This is a genomic window from Ruegeria sp. YKSF131, from assembly GCF_059612645.1.
This window is the reverse complement of sequence record NZ_JBXWQZ010000064.1, coordinates 1-24,856: the sequence shown is the minus strand read 5'-3', so window position 1 is coordinate 24,856 and position 24,856 is coordinate 1. Positions and strand designations below refer to the sequence as shown.

General features: G+C 59.0%; 23 protein-coding genes. 18 read left to right on the top strand and 5 right to left on the bottom strand.

The window, feature by feature from the left end; genetic code table 11:
* Positions 1-56 precede the first annotated feature (56 nt).
* The gene (gene idi, locus AC2FLZ_RS18325) at positions 57-599 is read left to right on the top strand and encodes an isopentenyl-diphosphate Delta-isomerase (protein WP_496808125.1); all 543 of its coding nucleotides are present in this window, start codon (positions 57-59) and stop codon (positions 597-599) included.
* A 58-nt stretch (positions 600-657) separates the two neighbouring features.
* Entirely contained in the window at positions 658-1,134 is a 477-nt protein-coding gene (smpB, locus tag AC2FLZ_RS18320; protein WP_496882557.1) for an SsrA-binding protein SmpB, read from the top strand.
* Here smpB and glpK read toward each other — a convergent pair.
* From glpK to panB, 3 genes are all read right to left on the bottom strand, one after another.
* Positions 1,131-2,609: a glycerol kinase GlpK gene (gene glpK / locus AC2FLZ_RS18315; protein WP_496882556.1), complete on the bottom strand. Its 1,479-nt coding sequence runs from the start codon at positions 2,607-2,609 to the stop codon at positions 1,131-1,133. The genes smpB and glpK overlap by 4 nt on opposite strands.
* 69 nt (positions 2,610-2,678) lie before the next feature.
* Positions 2,679-3,530, bottom strand: coding sequence for a pantoate--beta-alanine ligase (panC, locus tag AC2FLZ_RS18310; protein WP_480519591.1), 852 nt, complete (start codon positions 3,528-3,530; stop codon positions 2,679-2,681).
* On the bottom strand, positions 3,527-4,366 hold the full coding sequence (panB, locus tag AC2FLZ_RS18305) for a 3-methyl-2-oxobutanoate hydroxymethyltransferase (RefSeq protein WP_480519593.1): 840 nt from the start codon (positions 4,364-4,366) through the stop codon (positions 3,527-3,529). The genes panC and panB overlap by 4 nt, the downstream gene beginning before the upstream one ends.
* A 168-nt stretch (positions 4,367-4,534) precedes the next feature.
* Here panB and AC2FLZ_RS18300 point away from each other — a divergent pair, with 168 nt between their 5' ends.
* From AC2FLZ_RS18300 to AC2FLZ_RS18275, 6 genes are all read left to right on the top strand, one after another.
* Positions 4,535-6,022: an ABC transporter substrate-binding protein gene (locus AC2FLZ_RS18300; RefSeq protein ID WP_496882555.1), complete on the top strand. Its 1,488-nt coding sequence runs from the start codon at positions 4,535-4,537 to the stop codon at positions 6,020-6,022.
* Between the two features lie 48 nt (positions 6,023-6,070).
* Positions 6,071-7,150, top strand: a complete 1,080-nt coding sequence (locus tag AC2FLZ_RS18295; RefSeq protein WP_496882554.1) for a ligand-gated ion channel — start codon at positions 6,071-6,073, stop codon at positions 7,148-7,150.
* Between the two features lie 245 nt (positions 7,151-7,395).
* Entirely contained in the window at positions 7,396-8,646 is a 1,251-nt protein-coding gene (locus AC2FLZ_RS18290) for a sarcosine oxidase subunit beta family protein (protein WP_480606105.1), read from the top strand.
* A gap of 13 nt (positions 8,647-8,659) precedes the next feature.
* A complete protein-coding gene (locus AC2FLZ_RS18285; protein WP_480474536.1) occupies positions 8,660-8,947 on the top strand; it encodes a sarcosine oxidase subunit delta in 288 nt (95 codons plus the stop codon).
* Positions 8,944-11,889: a sarcosine oxidase subunit alpha family protein gene (locus AC2FLZ_RS18280; RefSeq protein WP_496882553.1), complete on the top strand. Its 2,946-nt coding sequence runs from the start codon at positions 8,944-8,946 to the stop codon at positions 11,887-11,889. The genes AC2FLZ_RS18285 and AC2FLZ_RS18280 overlap by 4 nt, the downstream gene beginning before the upstream one ends.
* Positions 11,882-12,442: a sarcosine oxidase subunit gamma gene (locus AC2FLZ_RS18275; protein WP_496714623.1), complete on the top strand. Its 561-nt coding sequence runs from the start codon at positions 11,882-11,884 to the stop codon at positions 12,440-12,442. The genes AC2FLZ_RS18280 and AC2FLZ_RS18275 overlap by 8 nt, the downstream gene beginning before the upstream one ends.
* An 8-nt stretch (positions 12,443-12,450) precedes the next feature.
* On the opposite strand, the gene AC2FLZ_RS18270 is transcribed toward AC2FLZ_RS18275, so the two are convergent.
* The gene (locus tag AC2FLZ_RS18270) at positions 12,451-13,455 is read right to left on the bottom strand and encodes a GlxA family transcriptional regulator (protein ID WP_496714624.1); all 1,005 of its coding nucleotides are present in this window, start codon (positions 13,453-13,455) and stop codon (positions 12,451-12,453) included.
* Between the two features lie 263 nt (positions 13,456-13,718).
* On the opposite strand from AC2FLZ_RS18270, the gene AC2FLZ_RS18265 reads away from it, so the two are divergent.
* The 10 genes from AC2FLZ_RS18265 (at position 13,719) to AC2FLZ_RS18220 (ending at position 23,547) form a co-directional block, all read left to right on the top strand.
* The gene (locus tag AC2FLZ_RS18265) at positions 13,719-14,666 is read left to right on the top strand and encodes an ABC transporter permease (RefSeq protein WP_496882552.1); all 948 of its coding nucleotides are present in this window, start codon (positions 13,719-13,721) and stop codon (positions 14,664-14,666) included.
* Positions 14,663-15,478 carry an ABC transporter permease gene (locus AC2FLZ_RS18260; RefSeq protein ID WP_480474542.1) on the top strand — a complete coding sequence of 272 codons (816 nt, stop codon included), beginning with the start codon at positions 14,663-14,665 and terminating at the stop codon, positions 15,476-15,478. The genes AC2FLZ_RS18265 and AC2FLZ_RS18260 overlap by 4 nt, the downstream gene beginning before the upstream one ends.
* Positions 15,475-17,073, top strand: a complete 1,599-nt coding sequence (locus AC2FLZ_RS18255; RefSeq protein WP_496882551.1) for an ABC transporter ATP-binding protein — start codon at positions 15,475-15,477, stop codon at positions 17,071-17,073. The genes AC2FLZ_RS18260 and AC2FLZ_RS18255 overlap by 4 nt, the downstream gene beginning before the upstream one ends.
* Before the next feature lie 32 nt (positions 17,074-17,105).
* On the top strand, positions 17,106-18,557 hold the full coding sequence (locus tag AC2FLZ_RS18250; RefSeq protein ID WP_496821716.1) for an aldehyde dehydrogenase family protein: 1,452 nt from the start codon (positions 17,106-17,108) through the stop codon (positions 18,555-18,557).
* Positions 18,558-19,238: 681 nt separating this feature from the next.
* A complete protein-coding gene (locus AC2FLZ_RS18245; protein ID WP_496882550.1) occupies positions 19,239-20,015 on the top strand; it encodes a helix-turn-helix domain-containing protein in 777 nt (258 codons plus the stop codon).
* A 19-nt stretch (positions 20,016-20,034) separates the two neighbouring features.
* Positions 20,035-20,457 (top strand): plasmid mobilization protein, encoded by a 423-nt coding sequence (locus tag AC2FLZ_RS18240; RefSeq protein ID WP_496882549.1) that lies wholly within the window; start codon positions 20,035-20,037, stop codon positions 20,455-20,457.
* Complete coding sequence (locus AC2FLZ_RS18235) at positions 20,457-22,019, top strand: relaxase family protein (protein ID WP_496882548.1); 1,563 nt, start codon at positions 20,457-20,459, stop codon at positions 22,017-22,019. Before AC2FLZ_RS18240 ends, AC2FLZ_RS18235 begins: the two co-directional genes overlap by 1 nt.
* 43 nt (positions 22,020-22,062) lie before the next feature.
* Complete coding sequence (locus tag AC2FLZ_RS18230; RefSeq protein WP_496882547.1) at positions 22,063-22,353, top strand: hypothetical protein; 291 nt, start codon at positions 22,063-22,065, stop codon at positions 22,351-22,353.
* Between the two features lie 52 nt (positions 22,354-22,405).
* Entirely contained in the window at positions 22,406-22,945 is a 540-nt protein-coding gene (locus AC2FLZ_RS18225) for a mobile mystery protein A (protein ID WP_496882546.1), read from the top strand.
* Complete coding sequence (locus tag AC2FLZ_RS18220) at positions 22,942-23,547, top strand: mobile mystery protein B (protein WP_496882545.1); 606 nt, start codon at positions 22,942-22,944, stop codon at positions 23,545-23,547. The genes AC2FLZ_RS18225 and AC2FLZ_RS18220 overlap by 4 nt, the downstream gene beginning before the upstream one ends.
* 28 nt (positions 23,548-23,575) lie before the next feature.
* Here the strand turns inward: AC2FLZ_RS18220 and AC2FLZ_RS18215 are convergent, their stop codons facing one another.
* Positions 23,576-24,757 carry a hypothetical protein gene (locus tag AC2FLZ_RS18215; RefSeq protein WP_496882544.1) on the bottom strand — a complete coding sequence of 394 codons (1,182 nt, stop codon included), beginning with the start codon at positions 24,755-24,757 and terminating at the stop codon, positions 23,576-23,578.
* Between the last annotated feature and the right edge of the window lie 99 nt (positions 24,758-24,856).

Genomic DNA, 24,856 nt, shown 5'->3' with positions numbered 1-24,856 from the left:
AATAGCTAAACCCAACATCAGCGCCCGTCAGGCGGATTGGCAGCAGGAGAGGACAGATGGGCATTATGATCCCGGCTTGGGTTGATGGTGAATTGACCCCGGTAGACAAACTTGAAGCTCACGAAAAGGGCCTCAAGCACAAGGCCGTGTCGGTGTTTGTCGTAAGGGGCACCGAGATTTTGTTGCAGCGCCGGGCGCTGGGCAAATACCACACGCCCGGCCTGTGGGCGAACACTTGCTGCACGCATCCCGACTGGGACGAAAGCTCCTCAACCTGCGCCGTGCGCCGCTTGAACGAAGAGCTGGGGATCACAGGTCTTTACCCTGAATACCGTCACCGTTTGGAATACCACGCCGATGTTGGGAACGGCATGGTGGAAAACGAAGTTGTCGACGTTTTTCTGGCCCATGTGCGCGGACCGCTGAAAATCTCACCTAATCCGGACGAAGTCATGGATATCCGCTGGATCGACTACCATGACCTGTTGGCCGAAGTGGCCCGCCACCCGGACCGGTTTACACCGTGGCTCAAGATCTACCTGCACAACCATGCGGACACGATTTTCGGCCCGGACCTGATCATTTCTGCCAAATCCTGACGCACTCCGAAAATCCCTGCCTTGCAAGGGCGGCCCAAGCCGCCTAAATCAACGCGTCATGGCCAAGCAGAAGACAGACCCGAATTACAAGGTAATCGCCGAAAACCGGCGCGCCCGCTTCGATTACGCAATCGAAGAGGACATTGAATGTGGCATCATCCTGCATGGGTCCGAGGTCAAATCCCTGCGCGCGGGCGGCTCGAACATCGCCGAAAGCTATGCCACGGTCGATGACGGAGAGCTCTGGCTGGTCAACAGCTATATCGCGCCGTATGAGCAGGCCAAGATGTTCAAGCACGAAGAACGTCGCCGCCGCAAACTGCTGGTGTCCCGCAAGCAGATGTCGAACCTGTGGAACGCGACGCAGCGCAAGGGCATGACTCTGGTGCCGCTGGTTCTGTATTTCAACCACAGAGGACTGGCCAAGGTTAAAATCGGCATCGCCAAGGGTAAGAAAACCCACGACAAGCGCGAAACTCAGGCCAAGCGTGACTGGTCAAGGCAGAAGCAGCGCTTGTTGAAAGATCACCGCTAGAACGCCATCGCCGCCTGAACCGCCCGTTGCCAGCGATCATAGGCCGCGTCGCGTTCGGCTTGTTCTTGCGTTGGCTCGAACCGGCGGTCCAGCGCCCATGTTTGGGCAAAACCGGCCTGATCCGGGTATATCCCGGCTTTCATACCTGCCAGCCATGCGGCGCCAAGGGCGGTCGTTTCCTGCATAACCGGGCGATCCACCGGGGCACCCAGACAATCTGAAAGACCTTGCATTGTCCAGTCAGATGCACTCATCCCGCCATCGACGCGCAGGATGACATCCGCCTCGGCCCCCCAGTCGCCCTGCATGGCGTGCCACAGGTCGCGGGTCTGAAAGGCGATGCTTTCCAGCGTGGCGCGGGCAATCTCGGCCCGGCCGGAATTGCGCGTCAGCCCGAACATCGCACCGCGGCAATCCGGCTTCCAGTAAGGAGCCCCAAGACCCGTAAAGGCTGGCACCAGAATCACATGCTGGTTCGGGTCGGCCTGCGCCGCCAGATCGCCGCTTTGCGGGGCCGAATCGATGATCTGCAACGCATCGCGCAGCCATTGCACGGCGGCCCCGGCGATAAAGATCGACCCTTCCAGCGCATAGGTGCGCTGACCGTCCAATTGGTAAGCGATTGTCGTCAGAAGACGGTTTTTCGATTCAACCGGCTGCGCACCTGTGTTCAGCAGTGCGAAACAGCCCGTGCCATAGGTTGATTTCATCATACCGGGCTGGAAACAGGCCTGACCGATGGTGGCTGCCTGCTGATCGCCTGCCACACCCAGAATGGGGATGTTCCCACCAAGCAAGGTGGTTGCGCCGAAATCCGAGGCGCAATCCTGCACGTTCGGCAACATATGAACGGGTACATCCAGCAACTCGCAAATTTCAGCGCTCCAGGCGCCTTTGTGAATGTCGAACAGCAGGGTGCGGGCGGCGTTGGTGGCGTCAGTGGCATGGACACGACCTTCGGTCAGACGCCAGATCAGGAAACTGTCGATGGTGCCGAACAGCAACTCTCCGGCCTCAGCCCGCGCGCGTGCGCCTGAAACGGTGTCCAGCAGCCATTTGACCTTGGTGCCCGAGAAATAAGGGTCCAGCAGCAGGCCGGTCTGGGCGGTGACGTCATCCTCACACCCGGCCTGCTTGTATCGGGCGCAGATTTCGGCGGTGCGGCGGTCCTGCCAGACAATCGCGTTATGGATGGCCTTGCCGGTCTGCTTGTCCCAGACCACAGTGGTTTCACGCTGGTTGGTGATGCCGATACCGGTGATCTGGTCAGCCGAAACACCGGCGCTTTCCATCACCTCGCGACACACATGCAGAACGCTGGACCAGATATCCTCGGGGTCGTGTTCAACCCAACCTTCTTGCGGGAAATGCTGGGGGAACTCCTGCTGAGCGGTGCCAACACGGTTCATCTGCCCGTCGAACAGGATCGCGCGCGAGGACGTGGTGCCCTGATCAATTGCTAAAATATAGGTCATGTCCGCTCTCCCCCGGTGTCATTTTGCGCGACTTTAGCGCAAACAACGGCGCCGGGGCCAGAGCAGAAATCAGACCGGATCGACGGGAATATTGTCGATCAGGCGGACGCCATCGGCCCAGGCCGTGACGAACAAGCGCGCGGGTTTGCAGGCATTGGGCAGGCTTTCCAGCGTCTCGGCGCAGCGCAGATCGATATATTCCACCTCGGTAAAACCAGCGTCCAATAATGCGGCTTTTGCGTCTTGCGCCAGCACCGTGAATTCCTTGCCAGCGGCAAGCTTATCCGCCACCCGCCGCATGACCTCGTTCATGCGGGACGCGACCTTTACGCCCTCGGGCGACAACAGCAGATTGCGCGACGACATCGCCAACCCCGAAGGCTCGCGCACGGTTGGGCAGCCAACAACCTCGATGGGAATGTCCAGATCGCGGGCCATGCGGCGCACCACCAGCAGCTGCTGGTAGTCTTTTTCCCCGAAATAGGCTCGATCCGCCTGCGTTTGCAGGAACAGCTTGGCCACTACAGTTGCCACGCCTTCGAAATGGCCGGGGCGGAAAGGGCCTTCCATCATGTCGGTCAAACCGGCCACGGATACCGTGGTGGAAAAGCCGTCGGGATAGATTTCCTGAAGGTCCGGCACATAGATCGCATCCACGCCATAAGGGGCCAGCTTTTGCGCGTCTTCATGTTCCGTGCGGGGATAGTTCGCCAGATCTTCGGGGTTGTTGAACTGCTTGGGGTTCACAAAGATCGTCACGATCACCCGGTCACAGTTTTCCTTTGCGGCCTGCGCCAGCGACAAATGCCCTTCGTGCAGTGCGCCCATTGTCGGTACAACGCCGATAACGTCACCTGCGCGGTGCCATTCTGTCGTCTTGGTTCGCAGTTCCGCCAGCGAGCGCAGGATCGGCGCGGTCACGTCTTTGGTCCTTTCGCCGGAGCCTGATCAGCAAAGACATGTTCGTCCGCCGGAAATGTCCGCGCACGCACTTCGGCCGCGTATTCTGCGATGGCGGCTTCGGCCAACGGGCCAAGCTCGGCATAGCGTTTGACGAATTTGGGTTTGAAGGCGGTGAAAAAGCCGACCATGTCATCGACGACCAGAATCTGACCGTCACAACCGGCGGACGCTCCGATTCCGATGGTGGGGATGGCAACCTGTTCGGTGATCCTGTCGGCCAGACCTTGCGGCACTTTCTCAAGCACCACGGAAAACGCGCCAGCCTCGGTCACGGCGCGGGCGTCTGCCATGACGGTTTCGGCCTGTTCGTCACGCCCCTGCACCTTGTAGCCGCCCAGTGTGTTGATCGATTGCGGCGTCAGACCGATATGGGCCATCACCGGGATGCCGCGCCTGACCAGAAAGCGGATGGTTTCGGCCATCTCGACACCGCCTTCCAGCTTGGCTGCCCCCGCACCTGTTTCCGCCATCAGCCGCGCCGCGTTGCGAAACGCTTGTGCCGGGCTTTCCTCATAGCTGCCAAACGGCATGTCGATAACCATCATCGCCGTGCTCAGCCCGCGTGCGACGGCCTGACCGTGCAGGATCATCATCTCCATCGTGACACCAAGGGTGGATTCCAGCCCGTGCAAAACCATCCCGACGCTGTCCCCCACAAGAACAAAGTCACAATGCGTGTCCATCAGGCGCGCCATAGGCGTCGTGTATGCGGTCAGCGAGACCAGAGGCACGCCGCCTTTTCGGGCTCGAATATCTTCGGCGTTCGGGGCCTTTTTGCGGGCGGTGGCGCTCATGGTTGGCTCCTGCAGTGCATATGTTGCAGTGCGGCATAGCAGATCAGCCGGGGCCAAAGAAACCCCGGTTGCGCGAACATTCCCTTGATTGACCTCAGGTTTAAAGGAACACTGCCGATAAAACGGCCCGGAAAACATGGGCGCAGATTTTCAGTTGGGAGAGTTCACATGACAAAACACGTGCTTCGGACATTCGCGTCGACCGTGGCGATCGGCGCCAGCCTGTTGGCAACGCAGGTTTTGGCCAAATCCGACATCACCATCGCCATGCAGCTGGAACCCCCGCATCTAGATCCGACCAGCGCAGCAGCTCAGGCCATCGATTCGGTTGTCTACACCAACATTTTCGAAGGTCTGACCCGTTTCATGGGCGACGGTTCGGTCGTGCCCGGCCTTGCGGAAAGCTGGGAGATTTCCGAAGACGGCAAAACTTATACCTTCAAACTGCGCGATGGCGTGACCTTCCATGACGGCACGACCATGGATGCCGAGGATGTCAAATTCAGCCTTGACCGGGCCACGGCCGAGGACAGCGCCAACGCGCAGAAAGCATTGTTTGCAGGGATCGAAAGCGTCGAGGCCGTGGATCCGCTGACAGTCAGGATCACCCTGGCCGATCCGAACGGTAACTTCCTGTTCAATCTTGCCTGGGGTGACGCGGTGATCGTCGCGCCTGAAAGCATCGAGACCATCAAGACAAGCCCGGTTGGTACCGGCGCTTACACCTTTGGTGACTGGGTTCAGGGCGACAGCATAACACTGAACCGCAACCCCAATTATTGGGGCGATCAACCCGCTTTAGAGACAGCGACGTTCAAATTCATCTCAGACCCGACAGCCGCTTTTGCGGCCATGATGGCCGAAGATGTGGACGTGTTCGACAACTTCCCGGCACCGGAAAACCTGCCCCAGTTTGAAGCTGACCCGCGGTTTCAGGTTCTGGTTGGATCGACCGAGGGTGAAACGATCCTGTCCACCAACAACAAACAGCCGCCATTCAATGATATTCGTGTCCGGCAGGCGTTGGCCCATGCAATTGACCGGCAGGCCATAATCGACGGCGCCATGTTCGGATACGGCACCCCGATCGGGACACACTTCGCGCCACACAACCCCGCTTATGTCGATCTGACGGGCCAGTCTTCTTACGATCCCGAAAAGGCCAGGACTTTGCTGGCAGAGGCGGGATTTGAAAACGGGTTCGAGACAACTCTGCACTTGCCACCGCCATCTTATGCGCGCCGGGGCGGTGAAATTATCGCCGCACAGCTGGCCGAGGTCGGCATCACGGCTGAAATCATCAATGTGGAATGGGCCCAGTGGCTGGAATCGGTGTTCAAAGGCAAAGAGTTTGGCCTGACCATCGTCAGCCACACCGAACCGATGGATATCGGCATCTATGCGCGGCCCGACTATTACTTCCAGTATGACAGCATCGACTTTCAGACGCTGATGGAGACGCTGAATACCACCACCGACCCCGAGGCACGGACCCGTCTTCTGGGTGAGGCACAGCGCCTCATCTCGAACGAATATGTCAACGGGTACCTGTTCCAGCTGGCCAAGCTGGGCGTCGCCAAGGCAGGTGTTCAGGGCCTGTGGGAGAACGCTCCAACTGCGGCTATCGACCTGACTGCCATTTCCTGGTCGGAATGACACCAGTTGGCTGGGCCTGTTTGACGGGCCCAGCCTCACCATTGCGAAATGCGTTTCTTAACGATCATGAATAGCTTTGTTGCCGGAATCCTTCTTTTTCTTTTCGCGTCTGTCCTTCCCGGCGCAGGTTTTGCGCAGGGCTTGTTCCAAGGGCAGCAGGACACGCTTGTGGGAACCCCGGACAACCCGCTGCAAGTCGGGGTTGGTATCAAGATCGACCAGATTACCAGCGTCGATCAGCAATCGGAAAACTATGGTGCCGTGGTTGTTTTGCGGTTCGAATGGACAGACCCGGAGCTGGCGTTTGATGCGGAAAGCCTTGGTCGTGATTTTCGGGTTTTTGAACCGCCCGCTTTCGTGAAATACGCCGCTGAGCTGGATGTGGTAACCCCGGCTTTTGTTATCCACAACCAACAGTCCAATCGATGGATTCATGAATCCGCAGTTGCCGTGCGTCATGATGGTCACGTGACTTTTGTCGAAAAATCCTCGCTAACCTTGCAGGCTCCGCATTTCAACTTTCGCAAATACCCGTTCGATACGCAGGAATTTCACTTCGAAGTCGTATCGGTGTTTCCGTCGCAATTCGTTCTCTATCACGCGCTTGATGAATACTCCGGTCTGGGTGACATGCTGGGCGAAGAGGAATGGATACTTGGCAATGCCAGGGCTCTGACGTCAACGACGACCGGTTTGTCGGGCAACGAAAGCGACCGGGTCGAACTTGTCTTCGAAGGCACCCGGCACCTGACATATTACACCATCCGCATTTTCCTGCCGATGCTGGTGCTGATCACGGTGGGATGGGCGCTTTTCTTTCTGGATGAATACCGAAAACGGATCGAGATCGCAGGCGGCAACCTGTTGGTCTTTGTGGCCTTCAACTGGGCCATTTCCGCTGACTTGCCCAAGCTTGGCTATCTGACGTTTCTGGATTTCATTCTGCAATGCATGTTCCTGATGACAGGAACGATTATCGTCTTCAGCGTGATGTTGCGTAAATTGAAAGTTTCCGGTCGGGAAGAGACGGCCAGAAAGCTCGACAATTACGCGATCAAATGGATTTACCCGTTGGGATATGCCGCCATCATCGGCTATGCCGTCGTTGTCTTTCTGATGACGTCTTAGGCGCCGAATCCCACATCTATGTGGTTCTGAAATCGCGTGTATAGCTTTGGCTACCGGCTGTTCTGACCCTTGTCGGCGCAGCAGGACGGCGTGGCGGACACCGCGCACTGCCAACAACAGTAAAAATCGCAAGATTAAGCAGGCCCTGCTGATTGTCGTGGTGTCTGATTCAACACAACAGATGTCGGATTCAAGAGTATCCAAATTCGGTTATTTCGCGGATTCTGAAAAAAAAGGTCCGATTCATGCGATACTCTGGTTTCAAGGTCATCAAAGAGGCTCTTACCGGGCACAAAGGGTGGACACCGGCCTGGCGCGAGCCAGAGCCCAAGCCACATTACGACATCGTCGTCATCGGCGGTGGCGGTCATGGCCTATCTACGGCGCATTACCTGTCCAAGGTATTTCGCCTCCGCAATGTGGCGGTGATTGAAAAAGGTTGGATTGGTGGCGGCAATGTCGGGCGCAATACAACCATCATCCGCTCCAATTACCTGCTGGACGGCAACGAACCTTTCTACGAGTTCTCGCTGAAACTGTGGGAAGGTCTTGAGCAGGACGTAAACTACAACGCGATGGTCAGCCAGCGCGGGATCATCAACCTGATCCACACAGACGCCCAGCGCGACGCCTTTACGCGACGTGGCAACGCCATGATCCTGAATGGCGCGGATGCCGAGTTGCTGGATGCCGAACAGGTGCGCAAGGAATACCCGTTCCTGAACTTCAACGATGCCCGGTTCCCGATCAAGGGCGGGCTTGCCCAGCGGCGCGGCGGCACGGTTCGGCACGACGCGGTGGCCTGGGGATATGCCCGGTCGGCAGACAGCCACGGTGTCGATATCATCCAAAACTGCGAAGTGACCGGTTTCCGTATCGAAAACGGAAAATGTCTGGGCGTTGAAACTTCGAAAGGGTTCATTGGCGCAGGCAAGGTTGGCTGTGCCGTGGCCGGGAATTCGGGACGTGTCATGGGCATGGCGGGTATGCGGCTGCCAATCGAAAGCCATGTCCTGCAAGCCTTCGTTTCAGAAGGTCTTAAGCCGGTTCTGCCCGGCGTGATCACCTTTGGCGCGGGACATTTCTATGTCAGCCAGTCCGATAAGGGCGGGCTGGTCTTTGGCGGCGATATCGACGGGTACAATTCGTACGCACAACGCGGCAACCTGCCGGTGGTCGAAGATGTCTGCGAGGGCGGCATGGCCCTGATGCCGATGATCGGTCGCGCGCGTCTTCTGCGGATGTGGGGCGGGATCATGGATATGTCCATGGATGGATCGCCCATCATCGACCGGACCGGCATCGATGGCCTCTATTTCAATGGCGGCTGGTGTTACGGCGGGTTCAAGGCAACTCCGGCGTCGGGGTATTGCTTTGCGCATCTGCTGGCAAAGGATGAACCGCACCCGACAGCCACCGCCTATCGGTTCGACCGGTTCCGCACGGGCCGCATGATCGACGAAAAAGGTATGGGCAACCAGCCCAACCTGCACTGAGGGGAGCAGCACCATGATCATCCATCATCCCTTGCTGGGCCCGCGCGACAGTTCCGAATTCGTCTATCTGGGAGACGCTTCGTTGATCAACAGGCCCGATTGGCTGGCCGAAGACGCGGCCGAAGCGTTTTATGACTACGCCTATCTGCGCGACAATCCAGCCGGCGAACACCGCGAGTTGTGGTTCCACGAGGGGGGCGACCGATCTTGGCTGGTTGTTACTCGCAACACCGCGACACATGAGATTTCCAAAGTGGAACTGGCCCGTGACGTGGCCCGGGCACAGGGGCGTTCCAAATGACTCAAGACAATAGGCTGAGTGGCGGTCAGATCGACCGCACCAAAACCCTGAATTTCAAATTCGATAATCGCAGTTACCATGCACATCCGGGCGATACGCTGGCCTCGGCCCTTCTGGCCAATGGCGTGCGCCTGATGGGCCGGTCGTTCAAGTACCACCGCCCGCGTGGCGTGCTGACTGCCGGTTCGGAAGAACCCAACGCCATTGTCGAGCTGCGCACGGGCAGCCGTCAGGAACCCAACACTCGTGCCACGACCGTTGAGATGTTCGAGGGGCTTGAGGCCCATTCCCAAAACCGATGGCCCAGCCTGAGATTTGACGCTCTGGCAATCAACGACAGGTTTTCGACCTTTCTGACGGCGGGGTTCTACTACAAAACCTTCATGTGGCCTGCCGCGTTCTGGGAAAAGCTGTACGAGCCGATGATCCGTCGCGCCGCAGGTCTTGGGTCATTGTCGATGCAGGAAGACCCCGATGAGTATGACAAGGGGTTTCGACATTGCGATCTGCTGATTATCGGCGCGGGTCCAGCCGGGCTGATGGCGGCACTGACGGCGGGCCGGGCCGGTTCCGAGATCATTCTTGCGGATGAGGATTTCGCACTTGGCGGGCGGCTCAACAGCGAATCCTTTTCGCTGAACGACAGCGATGCGACCGATTGGGTTAAACAGAGTGTCGCTGAACTTTCTGCAATGCCAAACGTTCGCATGATGTCGCGCACGACCGTGATCGGTGCCTTTGATCACGGCATTTATGGCGCAGTTGAGCGGACGGGCGATCATCTTGCTTCTCTGCCTTCCGGTAAACCGCGGCAGATCCTCTGGCGCATCTACGCCAAACGCGCCTTGTTATGCGCTGGCGCGACCGAGCGGCCCATCGCGTTTGAAAACAACGACAGGCCCGGCATCATGCTGGCAAGTGCGTTGCGCAGCTATGCAAATCGGTTTGCAACCACGGCGGCGCAACGTGTCGCCATATTTACGAACAACGATGACGGCCACCGCACCGCTGCGGACCTGCACGCAAAGGGTGTCAGGATTACTGCTGTCGTCGACGTCCGTGACGACGCCCCGACCAGCCATGACTATGAAGTTCTGCGCGGCGCGCAGGTTAGGGACACCAAAGGCCGACTGGGGCTGACCTTTGTCGAGGTCGAGCTGGCAGACGGGTCGTCGCGCACGCTGGACTGCGGCGCGCTTGGCGTCTCGGGTGGCTGGAACCCCAACGTGCATTTGACCTGCCATCAACGGGGGCGTCCCGCGTGGAACGAAGATCTGGCGGCTTTCGTGCCCGGCGCGGACTTGCCGCCTGGGCTGTCCGTCGCAGGGGCGGCGAATGGTGTGATGTCCACCCATGGCGCCATGCAATCCGGGGCAGAAGGCGCGGCGCAGGCGCTGGGCCTGAAAGGTCCGCTGCCCGATCTGCCTAAGGCCGAGGATACCCCGATCTCGCAGACACCGTTCTGGTATGTTCAGGGTTGCAGCCGCGCGTGGCTGGATCAGCAGAATGACGTGACCGTCAAGGATGTGAAGCTCAGCCATCAGGAAGGGTTCCGCTCGGTCGAGCATTTGAAACGCTATACCACGTTGGGCATGGCCACCGATCAGGGCAAGACATCGAACATGGGCGGGCTTGCGATCATGGCCGAGCTTGCGGGTAAGTCCATTCCGGAAACCGGCACAACGATCTTCCGCCCGCCCTATACGCCCGTTCCGATTGCAACCTTTGCTGGCCGGGTGAAAGGCAAGGAGTTTCATCCAACCCGCCTGACCCCGTCACATTACTGGGCCAAGGAACGCGGCGCGGTGTTTGTCGAGGTCGGCAATTGGCTGCGTGCACAGTGGTTCCCGCTGCCCGGTGAAACCCATTGGCGGGAATCCGTGGACCGTGAAGTGCGCCAGACCCGCGCCTCGGTCGGGGTGTGCGACTGCACCACGCTTGGAAAGATTGATGTTCAGGGTGCGGATGCGGCGGATTTCCTGAATAGGCTATATTGCAACGGATTTGCCAAACTGGCCGTCGGCAAAACTCGCTATGGGCTGATGTTGCGCGAGGATGGAATTGCGATGGATGACGGTACCGCCGCGCGTCTGGCCGAGGATCATTTCGTGGTCACCACCACAACCGCCAATGCGGTCAAGGTCTACCAGCATATGGAATTTGTCCGGCAATGCCTGTTCCCGGACATGGATGTACAACTGATCTCGACCACCGAAGCCTGGGCACAATATGCGGTAGCCGGGCCCAATTCGCGCAAACTTCTACAAAAGATCGTGGATCCCGAGTTCGACATCTCGAATGAAGGCTTCCCGTTCATGGCTTGCGGCAACATCACCGTATGCGGCGGGTTGCGCGCGCGGTTGTTCCGTATTTCCTTCTCGGGCGAATTGGCCTTTGAAATCGCGGTGCCATCGCGATACGGCGACGCGCTGATGCGGCGTTTGATGCAGGAAGGTGAAGAGTTCGATGTCGTACCCTACGGCACCGAAGCGCTGGGCGTCATGCGGATCGAAAAGGGTCACGCCGCAGGCAACGAGTTGAACGGAACCACCACCGCCCTGAACCTTGGAATGGGTCGGATGGTATCCAAGAAGAAAGACAGCATCGGCTCAGTCCTGTCCGAGCGTGAAGGGCTGAACGAACCAGATGCTTTGATGATGGTTGGCATCAAGCCTGTGAACGCTGGCGACAAGGTAACCGCCGGAGGGCATCTGATGAATGCCACGGGTCCCGTGGATGCTGCCCATGATCAGGGCTATGTCACATCGGCAGCATATTCGCCGTCGCTGGACAGCCATATCGGCCTTGGCTTTTTGAAAAACGGCATCACACGTCAGGGCGAAAAGATGCGCCTTGTGTCGCCAGTGACCGATCTCACGGTCGAGGTTGAAATCGTCTCGGCCCATTTCGTCGACCCCGAGGGAGAACGGCTCCGTGCATGATCTTGAAGCAATAACCGCGCTGGGTGAAACCGAACCCAAGATCGACAGGGTCGGAAGCGTGACCTGTACCGAAACTCCGGGTGTGGCGCTGGCCTCGGTCGCCGCTCGGCTGGGTCGGGAAAACAAGACCCGAAACGTCGTATCCCAATTGATCGGAGTGGAAACGCCTGGCGTTGGTAAGTTTACCGGCGGGCCGATCGTAGCCTTCTGGACCGGGCCTGATCAATGGATGATAGAAGCGCCCTTTGTGACGCATGAAGATCTGGCGCATCTGGTGAAAGAAAGCACTGGGGATAACGCATCGGTTTCCGAACAGACAGACGCATGGGTCAGGTTTGATCTGGACGGAGAGGGCGTGTTGGCAGTGCTGGAATTGCTAAGCAGTCTGGATTGCCGAAAAATGGCGGTCGGTGCCGCATCCCGCACGTCAATCCATCACCTGGGATGTTTCGTCCTGTGCCGTGCTTCTGGTTCGTTCAGTGTCTACGGGCCAAGATCGTCTGCCGGGTCACTGCATCATGCGATTGTGGCCGCAATGAAATCGGCGCTTTGAAGGCAAGGTCAGCTTGAGGGCAGCGGGGCGTTGTCTTCGACCCGAAACCGGTTGATCCGTCGCCGGTCCTCGCTGGGGCTTAAACCAAAGGCGGACCGATAGTGTGTCACCAAAGGCGTGACCGAGCTGTATCCGATGGCCGCAGCGATGTCGGCAATAGGGTCCTTGGTATAGACAACCATCTGACGGGCCGCCTTCATCCGCATGGACCGGAAATAATGGCTGGGGCTTTGCCCCGTGGCCTGTTTGAAGGCGCGCTCGATCTGGCGGGAGGTGACGCCCGTTTGATCCGCTATGTCCGCGATCGAGATCGGATTGCCGATACGGCTTGCGAACAGGTCGACACATCGCGCCACAAGCGGCGGCAGCTTTTCACCCGTGGCAGGTTTGCTTGCACTGGGCACCTGTTGCTGAACACCCTCCCCTCTCATCATCGGATGCTGGAACCAGCAGGCCACCTCATGTGCGACTTCGCCGCCCAACCGGTCCTGAATCAGATGCAGGGCCAGATCAAACGCGGCCGCCGCGCCGGCCGCAGTATACCGCGTGGCATCCGACACGATCACTTCGCGCCGCGCATCTATCTGGGGAAACTCGGCCAGAAATGCAGCCTCGTAACACCAGTGCACCGATACCGGATGGCCGGTCATGACCCCCGAGCGCACGAGCGGGAAAACGCCGCCGCTGATACCGCCCAGAATTGTCCCGTGTCGTGACAAGGCCCGCAACGCACCATTCCCCTGGGTCGGGTTTCTGAAGTCCGAGGTCGGACTGCTGAGCAGGAACAGAATATCAATCGGCTGGCAGTCTGAGAGGTTGCGTTCAGCCTCAAAACGCACATGAGCGCTGGAGCTGACCTTTCCCCCGTTTTCCGCCACAAGAGACCAGCGAAATGCCTCTTGCCCGGCGATCTCATTTGCAGCGCGCAGCGGTTCGATGACCGAGGTCAGGCAAGCCATCGGAAAGCCATCGAACAGCAGAAACCCGATCTCAATTCTATTTTCTGTCAGCATGAGCGCTACACTATCAGTAAATCCTGGTTCGGCCCGGATTGCTCCTTGGCCGCTCTGGCCTGCGGAAACGGTTCGAACAAGTGTAGCAAAACACGGAACGTGCGAAATCGAAAAAACACGCAACAAACATGGCGAAAATCGGGGTCAGGGGCCTCATTCGGATTGACAGGCTGAAAGGGACAAAGGTTGCGCAGCGCCATTTGCCGGTCTGGCGATGCCGTAGATGCTGGACCCGTGACGGCTGAGACCCTAACGTGGCCTCAATGCTTCGCTATACCCTTAAACGACTGATCTCATTGCTTGCCAGCCTTGCTATCGCCTCGGTGGTTATCTTTGCCGTGATCGAGGTCGCGCCGGGGGACCCGGCCTCGTTCATGCTGGGTGTCAACGCGCAGGAGGATACGTTGGCCGCGCTGCGGGCTGAACTGGGTCTGGATGGATCAAGGGTACAGCGGTATTTCAACTGGGTCGGGGGGATGGTGGCCGGGGATTTCGGCACCTCGTACACCTACCGCACACCGGTGTCGCAGATGATTGCGGACCGGCTGTGGGTATCGTTGCCTTTGGCGCTATATGCGCTCACGCTGTCCACACTGATCGCCTTTCCCGCCGGGATCTATGCCGCCGCACGTCGGGGCAAGCCCGGGGATCTGGCGGTGATGGGGGCGACACAGCTTGGTATCGCGGTGCCGAATTTCTGGTTCGCGATGATGCTGGTGCTGATCTTTGCCATAAACCTACGCTGGTTCAATGCCGGTGGGTTTGTTGGCTGGGGCGAGGGCCTTTGGGCGGGGCTGCGTTCGCTGACTTTGCCCGCCATTGCGTTGGCCCTTCCTCAGGCCGCGATCCTGGCCCGCGTCATGCGATCCGCGCTGCTGGATATTCTGGGCGAGGATTTTATGCGCACCGCGCGAGCCAAAGGGTTGTCGCGTCGTCAGGCTCTGTGGCGGCATGGGGTGCGAAACGCGCTGATCCCGGTGCTGACGATCATCGGCTTGCAGTTTTCTTTCCTGCTGGCCGGGTCGATCATCATCGAACAGGTGTTTTACCTGCCCGGCCTCGGGCGGTTGGTGTTTCAGGCCATTTCGGCCCGCGATCTGATCGCGGTCGAATCGGTGGTGATGCTGCTGGTCTTTGCGGTGATCACCGTGAATTTTCTGGTGGATCTGGCCTATGCAGCCGTTGACCCAAGGCTAAGGAGCCGGTCATGAGCCGCAACCTGATTCTGGGCGCGGCGCTGTCGTCGCTGGTGGTGCTGGCGGCGCTGATCTCGTTTGTCTGGACACCCTACGACTATGCCGCGCTGGATATCCCCAACAAACTTCAGACGCCCGATGCACGGCACTGGTTCGGGACGGATCACTTCGGCCGCGACATGTTCTCGATGATCATGGTCGGAGCGCGCACTTCGATTGCGGTGGCGTTGGTGGCTGTGGGGATCGGCATGGCGCTGGGCGTACCCCTTGGCCTGACAGCCGCCGCGCGCAAAGGATCGTGGTTGGATGAGGTGATCATGCGTGGCAACGATCTGGTCTTTGCCTTTCCCTCGCTGGTCATCGCCATCCTGATAACGGCTGTGTTCGGTGCCGGTGCCATCAACGCGATCATTGCGATCGGTATTTTCAACATCCCCGTCTTCGCCCGCATCACCCGCGGGGCCGCATTGTCGCTGTGGGAGCGCGAGTTCATACTTGCCGCCCGTGTGTCGGGCAAAGGCGCAGCACGGATTTCAGCCGAACATATCCTGCCCAATGTTGCCAACCTGCTGATCGTTCAGGGTACCATCCAATTTTCATTGGGCATACTGGCCGAGGCGGGTCTGTCCTATGTCGGTTTGGGTGCGCAGCCGCCGACACCCAGTTGGGGCCGTATGCTTGCGGACGCGCAGACAATGGTCAGTTTTGCTCCGCATTTGGCTCTGATTCCGGGCATGGCCATCATTGTCACCGTGCTGGGTTTGAACCTGCTGGGTGATGGTCTGCGCGACTGGTTGGATCCAAGGATCAGGGTGGCGCGGGCATGACGTTGCTGCAAGTCGAAAACCTGTCCCTGTCGATCCACGGGGTGTCGATCCTGAAACGGGTGAACCTGTCTATCGATCCAGGCCAGATCGTGGCGGTGACAGGTGAAAGTGGTTCGGGCAAATCCATGACAGCACTGGCTGTGATGCAGCTTCTGCCAAACGGGGCAACGGCAGACGGCGTGATCCGACTGGACGGCACTGACCTGCTGACCCAATCCGAGGCCGAGATGTGCGCCTTGCGTGGCGCGTCTATCGGGATGGTGTTTCAGGAACCGATGACGGCACTCAACCCGGTGAAAACCATCGGCGATCAGGTGATGGAGACCATCCTGATCCACAAGGCAATGCCTCCTGCTCAGGCTCGGACCCGTGCCACAGAGGTTTTGACCCGGGTTGGCCTGCCGCCCGACAGGTTCCCTCTGTCGCGGTATCCGCATGAGCTGTCGGGCGGGCAGCGTCAGCGTGTGGTCATTGCAATGGCCATCGCATTGCGCCCTAGGCTTTTGATCGCGGATGAGCCGACGACGGCACTGGATGTCACAACGCAGGCGCAAATCCTTGATCTGCAGAAAGGGCTGGTTCGCGAATATGATATGGGCTTGCTGATGATCACCCATGATCTGGCTGTGGTCTCGGACATGGCCGATCAGATTGTCATCATGCGTCACGGCGAGGTCGTCGAAAGTGGCGCGACCCGAAACCTGTTTCGAGATATGCAGCACCCCTATACCCGCATGTTGTTCGAAGCTTCGGGTCATCAGGTCACCCTGCCTGAACCTACACAGCAACGCCCGCTTCTGGAGGTTTCGCAGGTCGTCCGGGATTACCGCCTTCCCCGCAAAGGTCTGCTGGAACCGCCGCGCCACCACCGCGCGGTGGATGGTGTCAGCTTTACCCTCAACCGAGGGGAGCGTTTGGGGCTGGTGGGCGAGTCCGGTTGCGGAAAATCGACCCTAACACGGGCTATTCTGGGATTGGAAGAGATCCAATCCGGTCAGATCCTGCTGGACAGTCAGCCGGTTTTCACCGGCCACAGGCCCAACCTTGCGGTGCGTCGCAAGATGCAGGTCGTGTTTCAGGATCCCTATGGCAGCTTCAACCCCCGCCACCGTGTCGCGCGCCTGATTACCGAACCCTTTCACCTGTTGGAAACGCCACCAAAGGGTTCCGAACGCCAGGACCGGATCGCAGAGATGCTGACGGCAGTGGGCCTCGGCCCCGATGATGCGGGCAAATACATTCACGAGTTCTCGGGCGGGCAACGCCAGCGGATCGCCATTGCCCGCGCTCTGATCATTCGGCCGGAACTGATCCTGTTCGATGAGGCGGTCTCAGCGCTCGACGTTTCGGTGCGCGCCCAAATCCTCGATCTGCTTGCCGAACTCTGCGAGGCTTATGATCTGACTTACCTGTTCATCAGCCACGATCTGAGTGTGGTGCGTACCATCACCGATCATGTTCTGGTGATGCAATCTGGACGAATTGTCGAACAAGGCAAGACCGAACAGGTATTCTCGGACCCGCAGCATCCCTACACGCAAACCTTGATCGCCGCCGCGCCCCAATTGCCTGAAATCGGGAAGTTGTCGGCGTAAAACCCTTTGTTAGAGCCTGAATGGAGGTTAAAATGACCCAACCACTTTGGTTTGATCCCACCCTGTGCCTGATCGGTGGAAACTGGACGCCTGCGGCATCGGGCGACTCATTGCCTTTAACCAACCCGTCAGACGGGACCGAGATTTGTCGGATCGCGCGCGGCTCGGGCGTGGATATCGACGCGGCGGTCGCCGCCGCCAGATCTGCGTTAAAGGGCGACTGGGGGCGCAAGGCGGCCTTGGAGCGTGGTCGCATCCTGACCCGGCTGGGACAATTGGTGTTGGAGCGCGTGGACGATCTGGCGCGGCTTGAGGCGATGGATGTGGGTAAGCCCCTGACGCAGGCTCGCGCCGATGCCATTGCGCTGGCGCGCTATTGTGAATTCTACGGCGGTGCAGCGGATAAGGTGATGGGTGAGACCATCCCCTATCTCGATGGCTATACCGTCTATACCCTGCGCGAACCCCATGGGGTGACGGGCCACATCGTGCCGTGGAACTATCCGATGCAGATCATCGGGCGTTCGGTCGGGGCGGCGTTGGCCATGGGCAACGCCTGTGTTCTGAAACCGGCAGAGGAGGCCTGCCTGACCGCGCTGGCCTTTGCCCATCTCGCACAGCAAGCGGGTCTGCCAGCAGGTGCACTGAATGTTGTGCCCGGTCTGGGGGCCGAGGCCGGAGCCGCACTGTCCGGGCATCCGGGGGTCAACCATATCTCGTTCACTGGTTCGGTCGCCACGGGGGGCCTGGTGCAACAGGCTGCGGGGCGAAACGTTGTGCCTGTGACGCTGGAGCTGGGCGGAAAATCCCCGCAGTTGGTGTTTGACGATGCCGATCTGGATGCCGCTCTGCCATTTCTAGTAAATGCGGGCATTCAAAACGCGGGGCAGACCTGCTCGGCCTCCTCCCGCATTCTGGTACAGCGCGGTGTCTATGATCAGGTCAAATCCCGCATGACCGCGGCCTATGAACAGCTTAGCGTTGGGCCCGCGATGCAGGATCTTCGCGTTGGGCCGCTGATTTCCGAGCGGCAAAAGCAGATGGTAAACAGCTTTCTGGACAAAGGCGCCGATCTGACCATTGCGGCAGAAGGGACGATCACAAAGGACGCGCCGGAAACCGGGGCTTATACCCGACCCACCTTGTTCGCGGACGTGCCACCGGATCACCCGCTCGCCCGCGATGAAATCTTCGGCCCGGTCCAGGTTCTGATCCCGTTTGACACCGAGGAACAGGCTCTAATCATTGCCAACAGCACAGACTACGGCCTTGTCGCCAGCGTCTGGACACGCGATGGTGCGCGGCAGATGCGGTTGGCGAAAGGGCTGCACGCGGGTCAAGTCTTCCTCAACAACTATGGGGCAGGCGGCGGCGTTGAACTGCCTTTTGGCGGCGTGGGCAAATCCGGCCACGGCCGCGAGAAAGGCTTTGAGGCGCTTTATGGCTTTTCACAACTCAAGACAGTGGCCGCCTATCACGGGTAACAAGCGCCCGACCTGTCAGATCATCGTTTCTTTGGCGCATGCGCGCCCCAGATTTTGTTGATGTATTCGCAAGGTGTGGAACCGCTGAAGGTGGCGAGACTACGCGCAAGTTTGTAACCCGCGGTGAAATCACCAAAGCGCGGGTGACTCAGCATGAGGACAGCAATTTTGAGAAACGGTTTCGCACGGTCTGAAGGCATAGGAGATGAATCTGTAAACGGAAATCCTACCAACGAGGTACCCCCACCCCCAACACTGGATGGATCTGGTTCGCTCTGAGCATTCCAAGGAGGATTGCGCAGCCCCAACCGACACCGGAGAAAGCGGTAAGCAAAGTGATACTGGCCCGTCGCATCGGCGTCGCCCGTGATTAGTTCGAAAAACCGGACGTACTTATCCGCAAAGCAATGGCATGCGCATCGCAATATTTTTTTTTGTTAAAAAGTGGTGAGCCGTGCAGGACTGTGCGGGGTGTGGGAATTCAACGGCTTGCGTTGGCGAACCCGAAAACCCCACCCCTTGATTTGATTGGGCTTTTCGAGCCTCTGGCGAACCTTTTCAGGTGCGGCAGAAACCGAAAGGCCGCTGACTGGGCTGGCTCCCGCGTCAACGGCCAAATCGAAAAGTTTGCACAGAATAGATACCAGATCACAGGCGTGATCGCAATCGCGGGAGGGGCCGATGTCTGAGCTTTTGCCCTTCTGCAAGATCAAGCTGCAATACCTGCTGGAGATGGTCACCGACCACGAGCTGGACGACAACGCTCTGCGTGTGGCGCTCTACCTGGCGCTGGCGCATGCCGACCACGAGACCGGAGAGAGCCGCCCGTCCTTTGAGACCATCGGCGCGGCCATCGGCAAGCACGCCAAATCGGTCAAGCGCGCGCTGAACAAGGTCGAGGCGGCGGGCTACATGACCGTCGAGCGCGGGACCAACAAGGGGAAGTCGTCGCGCTATCGTCCGACCGAAGCGGCCCTGAAACGGGCCACGGATCGCCGCCGGGAGGGGGACAAGGTTGTCCCGCTTAGCCGCGCCAAAGGGGGACAATCCTGTCCGCAAAGCGGGACAGACCTGTCCGCGAAAGGGGGACAGGATCGCCCCCCGAACAGAGAACAAGAACTTAGAAAAGAACGAGGGCGCGCGTCCGCGCCGGATTTGCCCGATGAAGGGCAATCCGGCGGACCACGCACAAAACGAGCCCCGGACGGCCAGCGCCTGGTCTTTGTCCCAAGAGGCATCTGCTTTGTCCGGGACTGGAACGAGAGGCTGGCCCGGGAAGGCATGACTACGCTGGAACGCAGCCTGCCCATGTCACCGCATGAGCATCACTTGGGCTTCTGGCTACCGGCCCGGACACCGGCCCCGTTGAGCAGTACAGAGTGGCAGGACCAGCTTCAATTCCTCCGAGATTTGATCCTTGAAACGTCCGCAAACGTGGAGCACCGCCATGCGGTCTGAGCGAACAGCAAGGCGACCCATGTCATACGCTGGCGCGAATGACACAGGACCTTGCGAGGGGCGGCAAGCCTCCCCTTCGAACCCCACCGGCGCGGGCAAACCCCGCGCAAAGGAGCCGCTGACGGAGACCTTCGTCTTCCGTTGCACGGCGGCTGAGAAAGCCGAGCTGCGCGCCAAGGCTGAAGCCGCAGGCCTGCCCGCCGCGACGCTTCTGCGCGAGGCGCTTGGCCTGACCGAGGCGCGTCGCCGCAAGCCCGTGCCGCGCGTCGATCCGGCGTTGGTGCTGGCCGTTGGGCGCATCGGCGGCAACCTCAACCAGATCGCACGCTGGCTGAACCGCGCGATGCTGGTGGGCCGCACCGATCTCAACAGCCTGACCGTCGCGCGCCGCCTCTTGGTGATCGAACGCCAGCTCGCCCAGCTCCTCGATGAGGCGCGGTGATGCTGATCAAGTTCTTTCCCAACGGCAAGGGCGCAGGCGCGGGGCCGGTCGGCTACCTCGTGGCCGAGCGTGTGCTGGCCTATGACGGCAACCGCGACCTGGTCCGCGATGCCGATGGCCAACCGCTGACCGTCACGCGTGATCCCTTGCCCGAGGTCCTGCGGGGCGATCCGGCCCGCACCGAGGCTTTGATCGACGCCAGCCGCCACCAATGGACCTACCGCGCAGGCGTGATCAGCTTCGCCGCCGAGGACGCGCCGAGCGAGGCGCAACAGGCCGAGGTAATGGACGCCTTCGAGCAGCTGTCTTTCGCCGGACTGGACGGCGAGCAATATGACATGCTCTGGGTCCGTCACAGCCACGAGGATCGAGTCGAGTTGCATTTCTGCACTTCGCGCCTTGAGCTGACCACGGGCCGCAGCCTCAACATCGCCCCACCGGGCTACCAGGACGCCTATGACAGCCTGCGCGACCTGATGAACCAGCGCCACGGATGGGCCGACCCGATGGAGCTGGAGCGCGCCCAGGAGGTTCGCGACACCATCGAGGCCCCAACCCGCGCCCATGGTCGCGACGAGCTGCATGCGTGGATCCTCGATCAGATTTCTATGGGTCTGATCGAGGATCGCGCCAGCATGCTCGATGCCCTTGCCGATGCGGGCTTTGATTTGCCCCGCGTCGGCAAGGCCTACCTGACCGCCCAAGACCCCGAGACCGGCGAACGCTGGCGCCTGAAAGGAGAGATTTTCCATGAAGACTGGCAAGCCGACCCGGCTGAGCGAGAAACTGAACGCGGAACTGGACACGATACGCCAGGACTACGTCGACTCGATGGCATCCCAGCTGGAGAGCTTCAGGAGCGATTTGACGGCCATTGCGAGCGACGCGCGGCGTACCATCGAGAACGATACGCGCCGCTTCCTGAACGAGAACAGGAGCTTTTTCGAGACACGGACCGAGCAGATCAGGCGCTGGCTGACGATCTCGCCATGGGTGATCTCGGGGCTGATCGTGACGGGGATCGCATCGATGATGGCCGCGAGCTGGCTTTGGACGGCCCTGCTGACACGCTCGGAGATGGCGGAACTGGGCCTGACGCGGATCGACCAGGGGGAAGAGACCTGGCTGACGCTGGACCCAGACCGAACCGAGCTGAAGACCTGCACGCTGGCCGGAACGCCGGTCATCTGCATCAAGATCAAGGAGAGATGAATGACGACACCTCTGACAGCCTTGGAGCGCGACTTGCTCGCCTGCGTCGAGCGGTTGGTGACGGCCTGCGAAACCTCAGCCGTGGAATTGAGCGCCTTGGAGACACGTTCGACCGGCAGGATCGAGACACGGCTGGCTGGCTTGGCCGACTGCGTGACCTTGCTCATACGTTCGCAGGCCGCATCAATGACGGCCTTGCAGGGCTTGTTGAACGAAGAAGCGAGTTACAACGCGCTGGACGATCAGTTGCAGAAGAGCTTGAGCTTAGCGAAGGCCGCCGAGGAGAGGCTGAGACAGAGCTGAACGAATTGCAGAGCGAACGGGGTCACAACCATGGCCTGGGACTTTAACGAGGATGGGAAACCAATGAGTTTTGCACACGACCACTTCACCATGAGCTATCACCAGGCCCGCGACTACGGCATCGACTATCGCGACTTTGAAACTGTGAACTGCCTGCCCGATGGCGTTCCGCTCGTTGCCATCGCGGGTGTCTGGGGCGACTACCAGAACATCCGCTGCCTGTTTTTGGACGCCGTAGGGAATGGTTACATGCGGAATATTCGCAAGCAGGGCAATGGGTATGTGATCCGGGAGCTGGGCGTGGATGCGAAGAAACTTATGGTCGGGGAGAACGTACTACTTCCGGCAAGCACCATTGAGAATGTGATCGGTCCAGCTTGATCGGTCATTTTGCCAAACTATGATATGGCAAGGCAAGCCGTCTTGCCATTCTATGGTATTGCATGATTCACGTTTTTGCCATACTTTGGGATTACAATTACGGAACGAACGCAAAGCTACAGGTTGGCAAATGTCCGTCTCACGTGCAAAACAAAGACAAGCCGAAGGCAAAATCAATCAGGCTACCCAAATGGCTCAGGCCTTCGCCAAGCCACTTGGTGGCTGGATTGCGGCCTTCCAGGAAGCCATCGGCATGAGCGCACCTGCTCTGGCCGAGCGGTTGGGCGTGTCCCGTAACAGCGTCTACAGCTCAATCCAGAACGAGCAGGCCGGGACCATCTCCCTGAACCAACTCGATAAGATGGCCGAGGCAATGGGGGGCAAGCTCGTCTACGCGATCATTCCGAACGAGGGTCCGGTCGAAGAGATTATCATGGCCCAGGCCCGCAAAAAGGCCAGACGCATCATCCAGCGCACCCGAGCGCATATGGCCTTGGAAGAGCAGACCGAAGGCCTGCGTAGCCAGGAAGAGATGATTGAGGAACTCGCGAGCGAAATCGCCCGCGAAATGCCGAGGGATTTCTGGAAGTGACCCTGGAACTGCACGAGCCTACCGGCGCGACCCCACTCACGCCCGACGAGCTGCTTGGCCTCAAGGCCAAGCACATCACCACGCGCGGCGAACTGAACGAGCTGGAGGGCGAAAACATCATCGAAGGGCTGACCTGGCTAGACCGGAGGCCAAAGTCCTTCGACATCCTGAGCGACGATGCCGCTCGCGAGGTCCATAAACGACTGTTCGGCCAAGTCTGGGACTGGGCGGGCGTCTATCGTCTGACAGAGAAGAACATCGGCGTGCCGGTCTGGCACATCTCGACAGAGATGCGCACCTGCCTGGACGATGCCCGCTACTGGCGCGAGAACGGCACCTACGAGCCGCTGGAAGCCACCGCGCGCTTTCACCACAAGCTGGTCTGGGTCCATCCCTTCGCGAACGGCAACGGTCGCTGGGCGCGGATCATGGCGGATGCGTACCTGGCCACGATTGATCCGGATATCTTCGTCGATTGGTCGGGCGGCGGGACGCTCACTACCGAAAGCGACCACCGTGCGCGCTATATCGCGGCGCTTCGGGCCGCTGACGGCTACGATTTTGGGCCGTTGGTTGAGTTCGTTGAAACAATCGCAGGTTAGCCAGCTGAGGAACAGAGCTATTGAGCCCCTAGTGGCGCGCTTGCTCCATGGCGGTCTCCAATTCTCGAACCAACTCGCCGTGTGCGCTCCCCCGAAGCGCTGCTAGTCGTGCAACAGTGCTTTCGAGATCGAAGAATGCTTCGATGGACGACTTGTGCAGGGGGTAATAAACGCTGTCACTCATGGCCCAACTACGAAGATGATTGAGGATAGAAAGAAAACCCTCATCGGTAGCACTGTTAGAAGCCACCCATTCTTGTGCCTCTGCCTCACCCGATATGTCCCGCCACCCGAACAGGAATGTCGAAACGTCGGGCATTTCAGCGATTTTCTCTTGCACTTCAGTTGATGAAAGCCGCGTTCTCATGATCTCCAGAAGCACATCAAGGAAATCATCAGTGAAGACCCATTGACCAGGCTGGCTTGGTCGGTCTCCAACCCTACCATGGTCCCACATTTGGTCTCTGAAGAAGTTGCCCACAAGCCAGTTCAATGCAGTACCTTTTTCAGCCACCTCTTTTGAGACTTTCTCGAAGGCTTCCTGGTCAACGGTCCTTAATCGAACCAACAAACGTTCGGCCACTCGCACAGCAGTGCTGGTAACGGAGAAGGCAAACGCGCGCGGTTTGTTATCGGTCGCGATGACGAAGTCCATGGTATCGGACATTGCCAGAACAATCCCAGCGACAGTTTCCTTGTCCAACTTGGATACGAAAGCATCATCGAGCCGGTCCAGAATATGTTCGAACCACGTCCTACCCGATTGACGAAGACTCCTTGCGTGATGTTCGAGGCGCGCCTTCAAAGAGGGTAAATCTGATCTCGCAAACTCAAGGAGCTGGTTGAAATCGTCATCGGGCATCACCGTCTTAGGCCCTGTCAGGGCAAAGTAATAGCGGTAGTGTAGGGGACTGCCGAGACGCTTAAGTTCAATCGCATCGCCTGCCTCCCTAAGCGAAACCTCGGAAAACACTCGCTTTGAGGCGTCTTCATTTGTCCGAACACCAGGAATGAATTGCCTCAAAGCCCATATCGATCGTGACGCACCGATCTCCTCGGATGGCAGGAGTTCTTTCAGGGATGTGCCTAATGTAGCCTTTGAATCATTGGTTATCGAACCGTCACCAGTGACCAAAATTGAGCGGACCGACAGATATTCTTCCAGCCACTTATAGAGCTTGAAGTTCGTGGTCTTGATTAGGCAGCACACTCATTAAATTCTGTTCAATGGCATATGGTTGTGATTCAATTCCTACAGATCAACAGGCTGGAGCATGCAAATGGCGCGATCGGATATGAGCGATCTGGA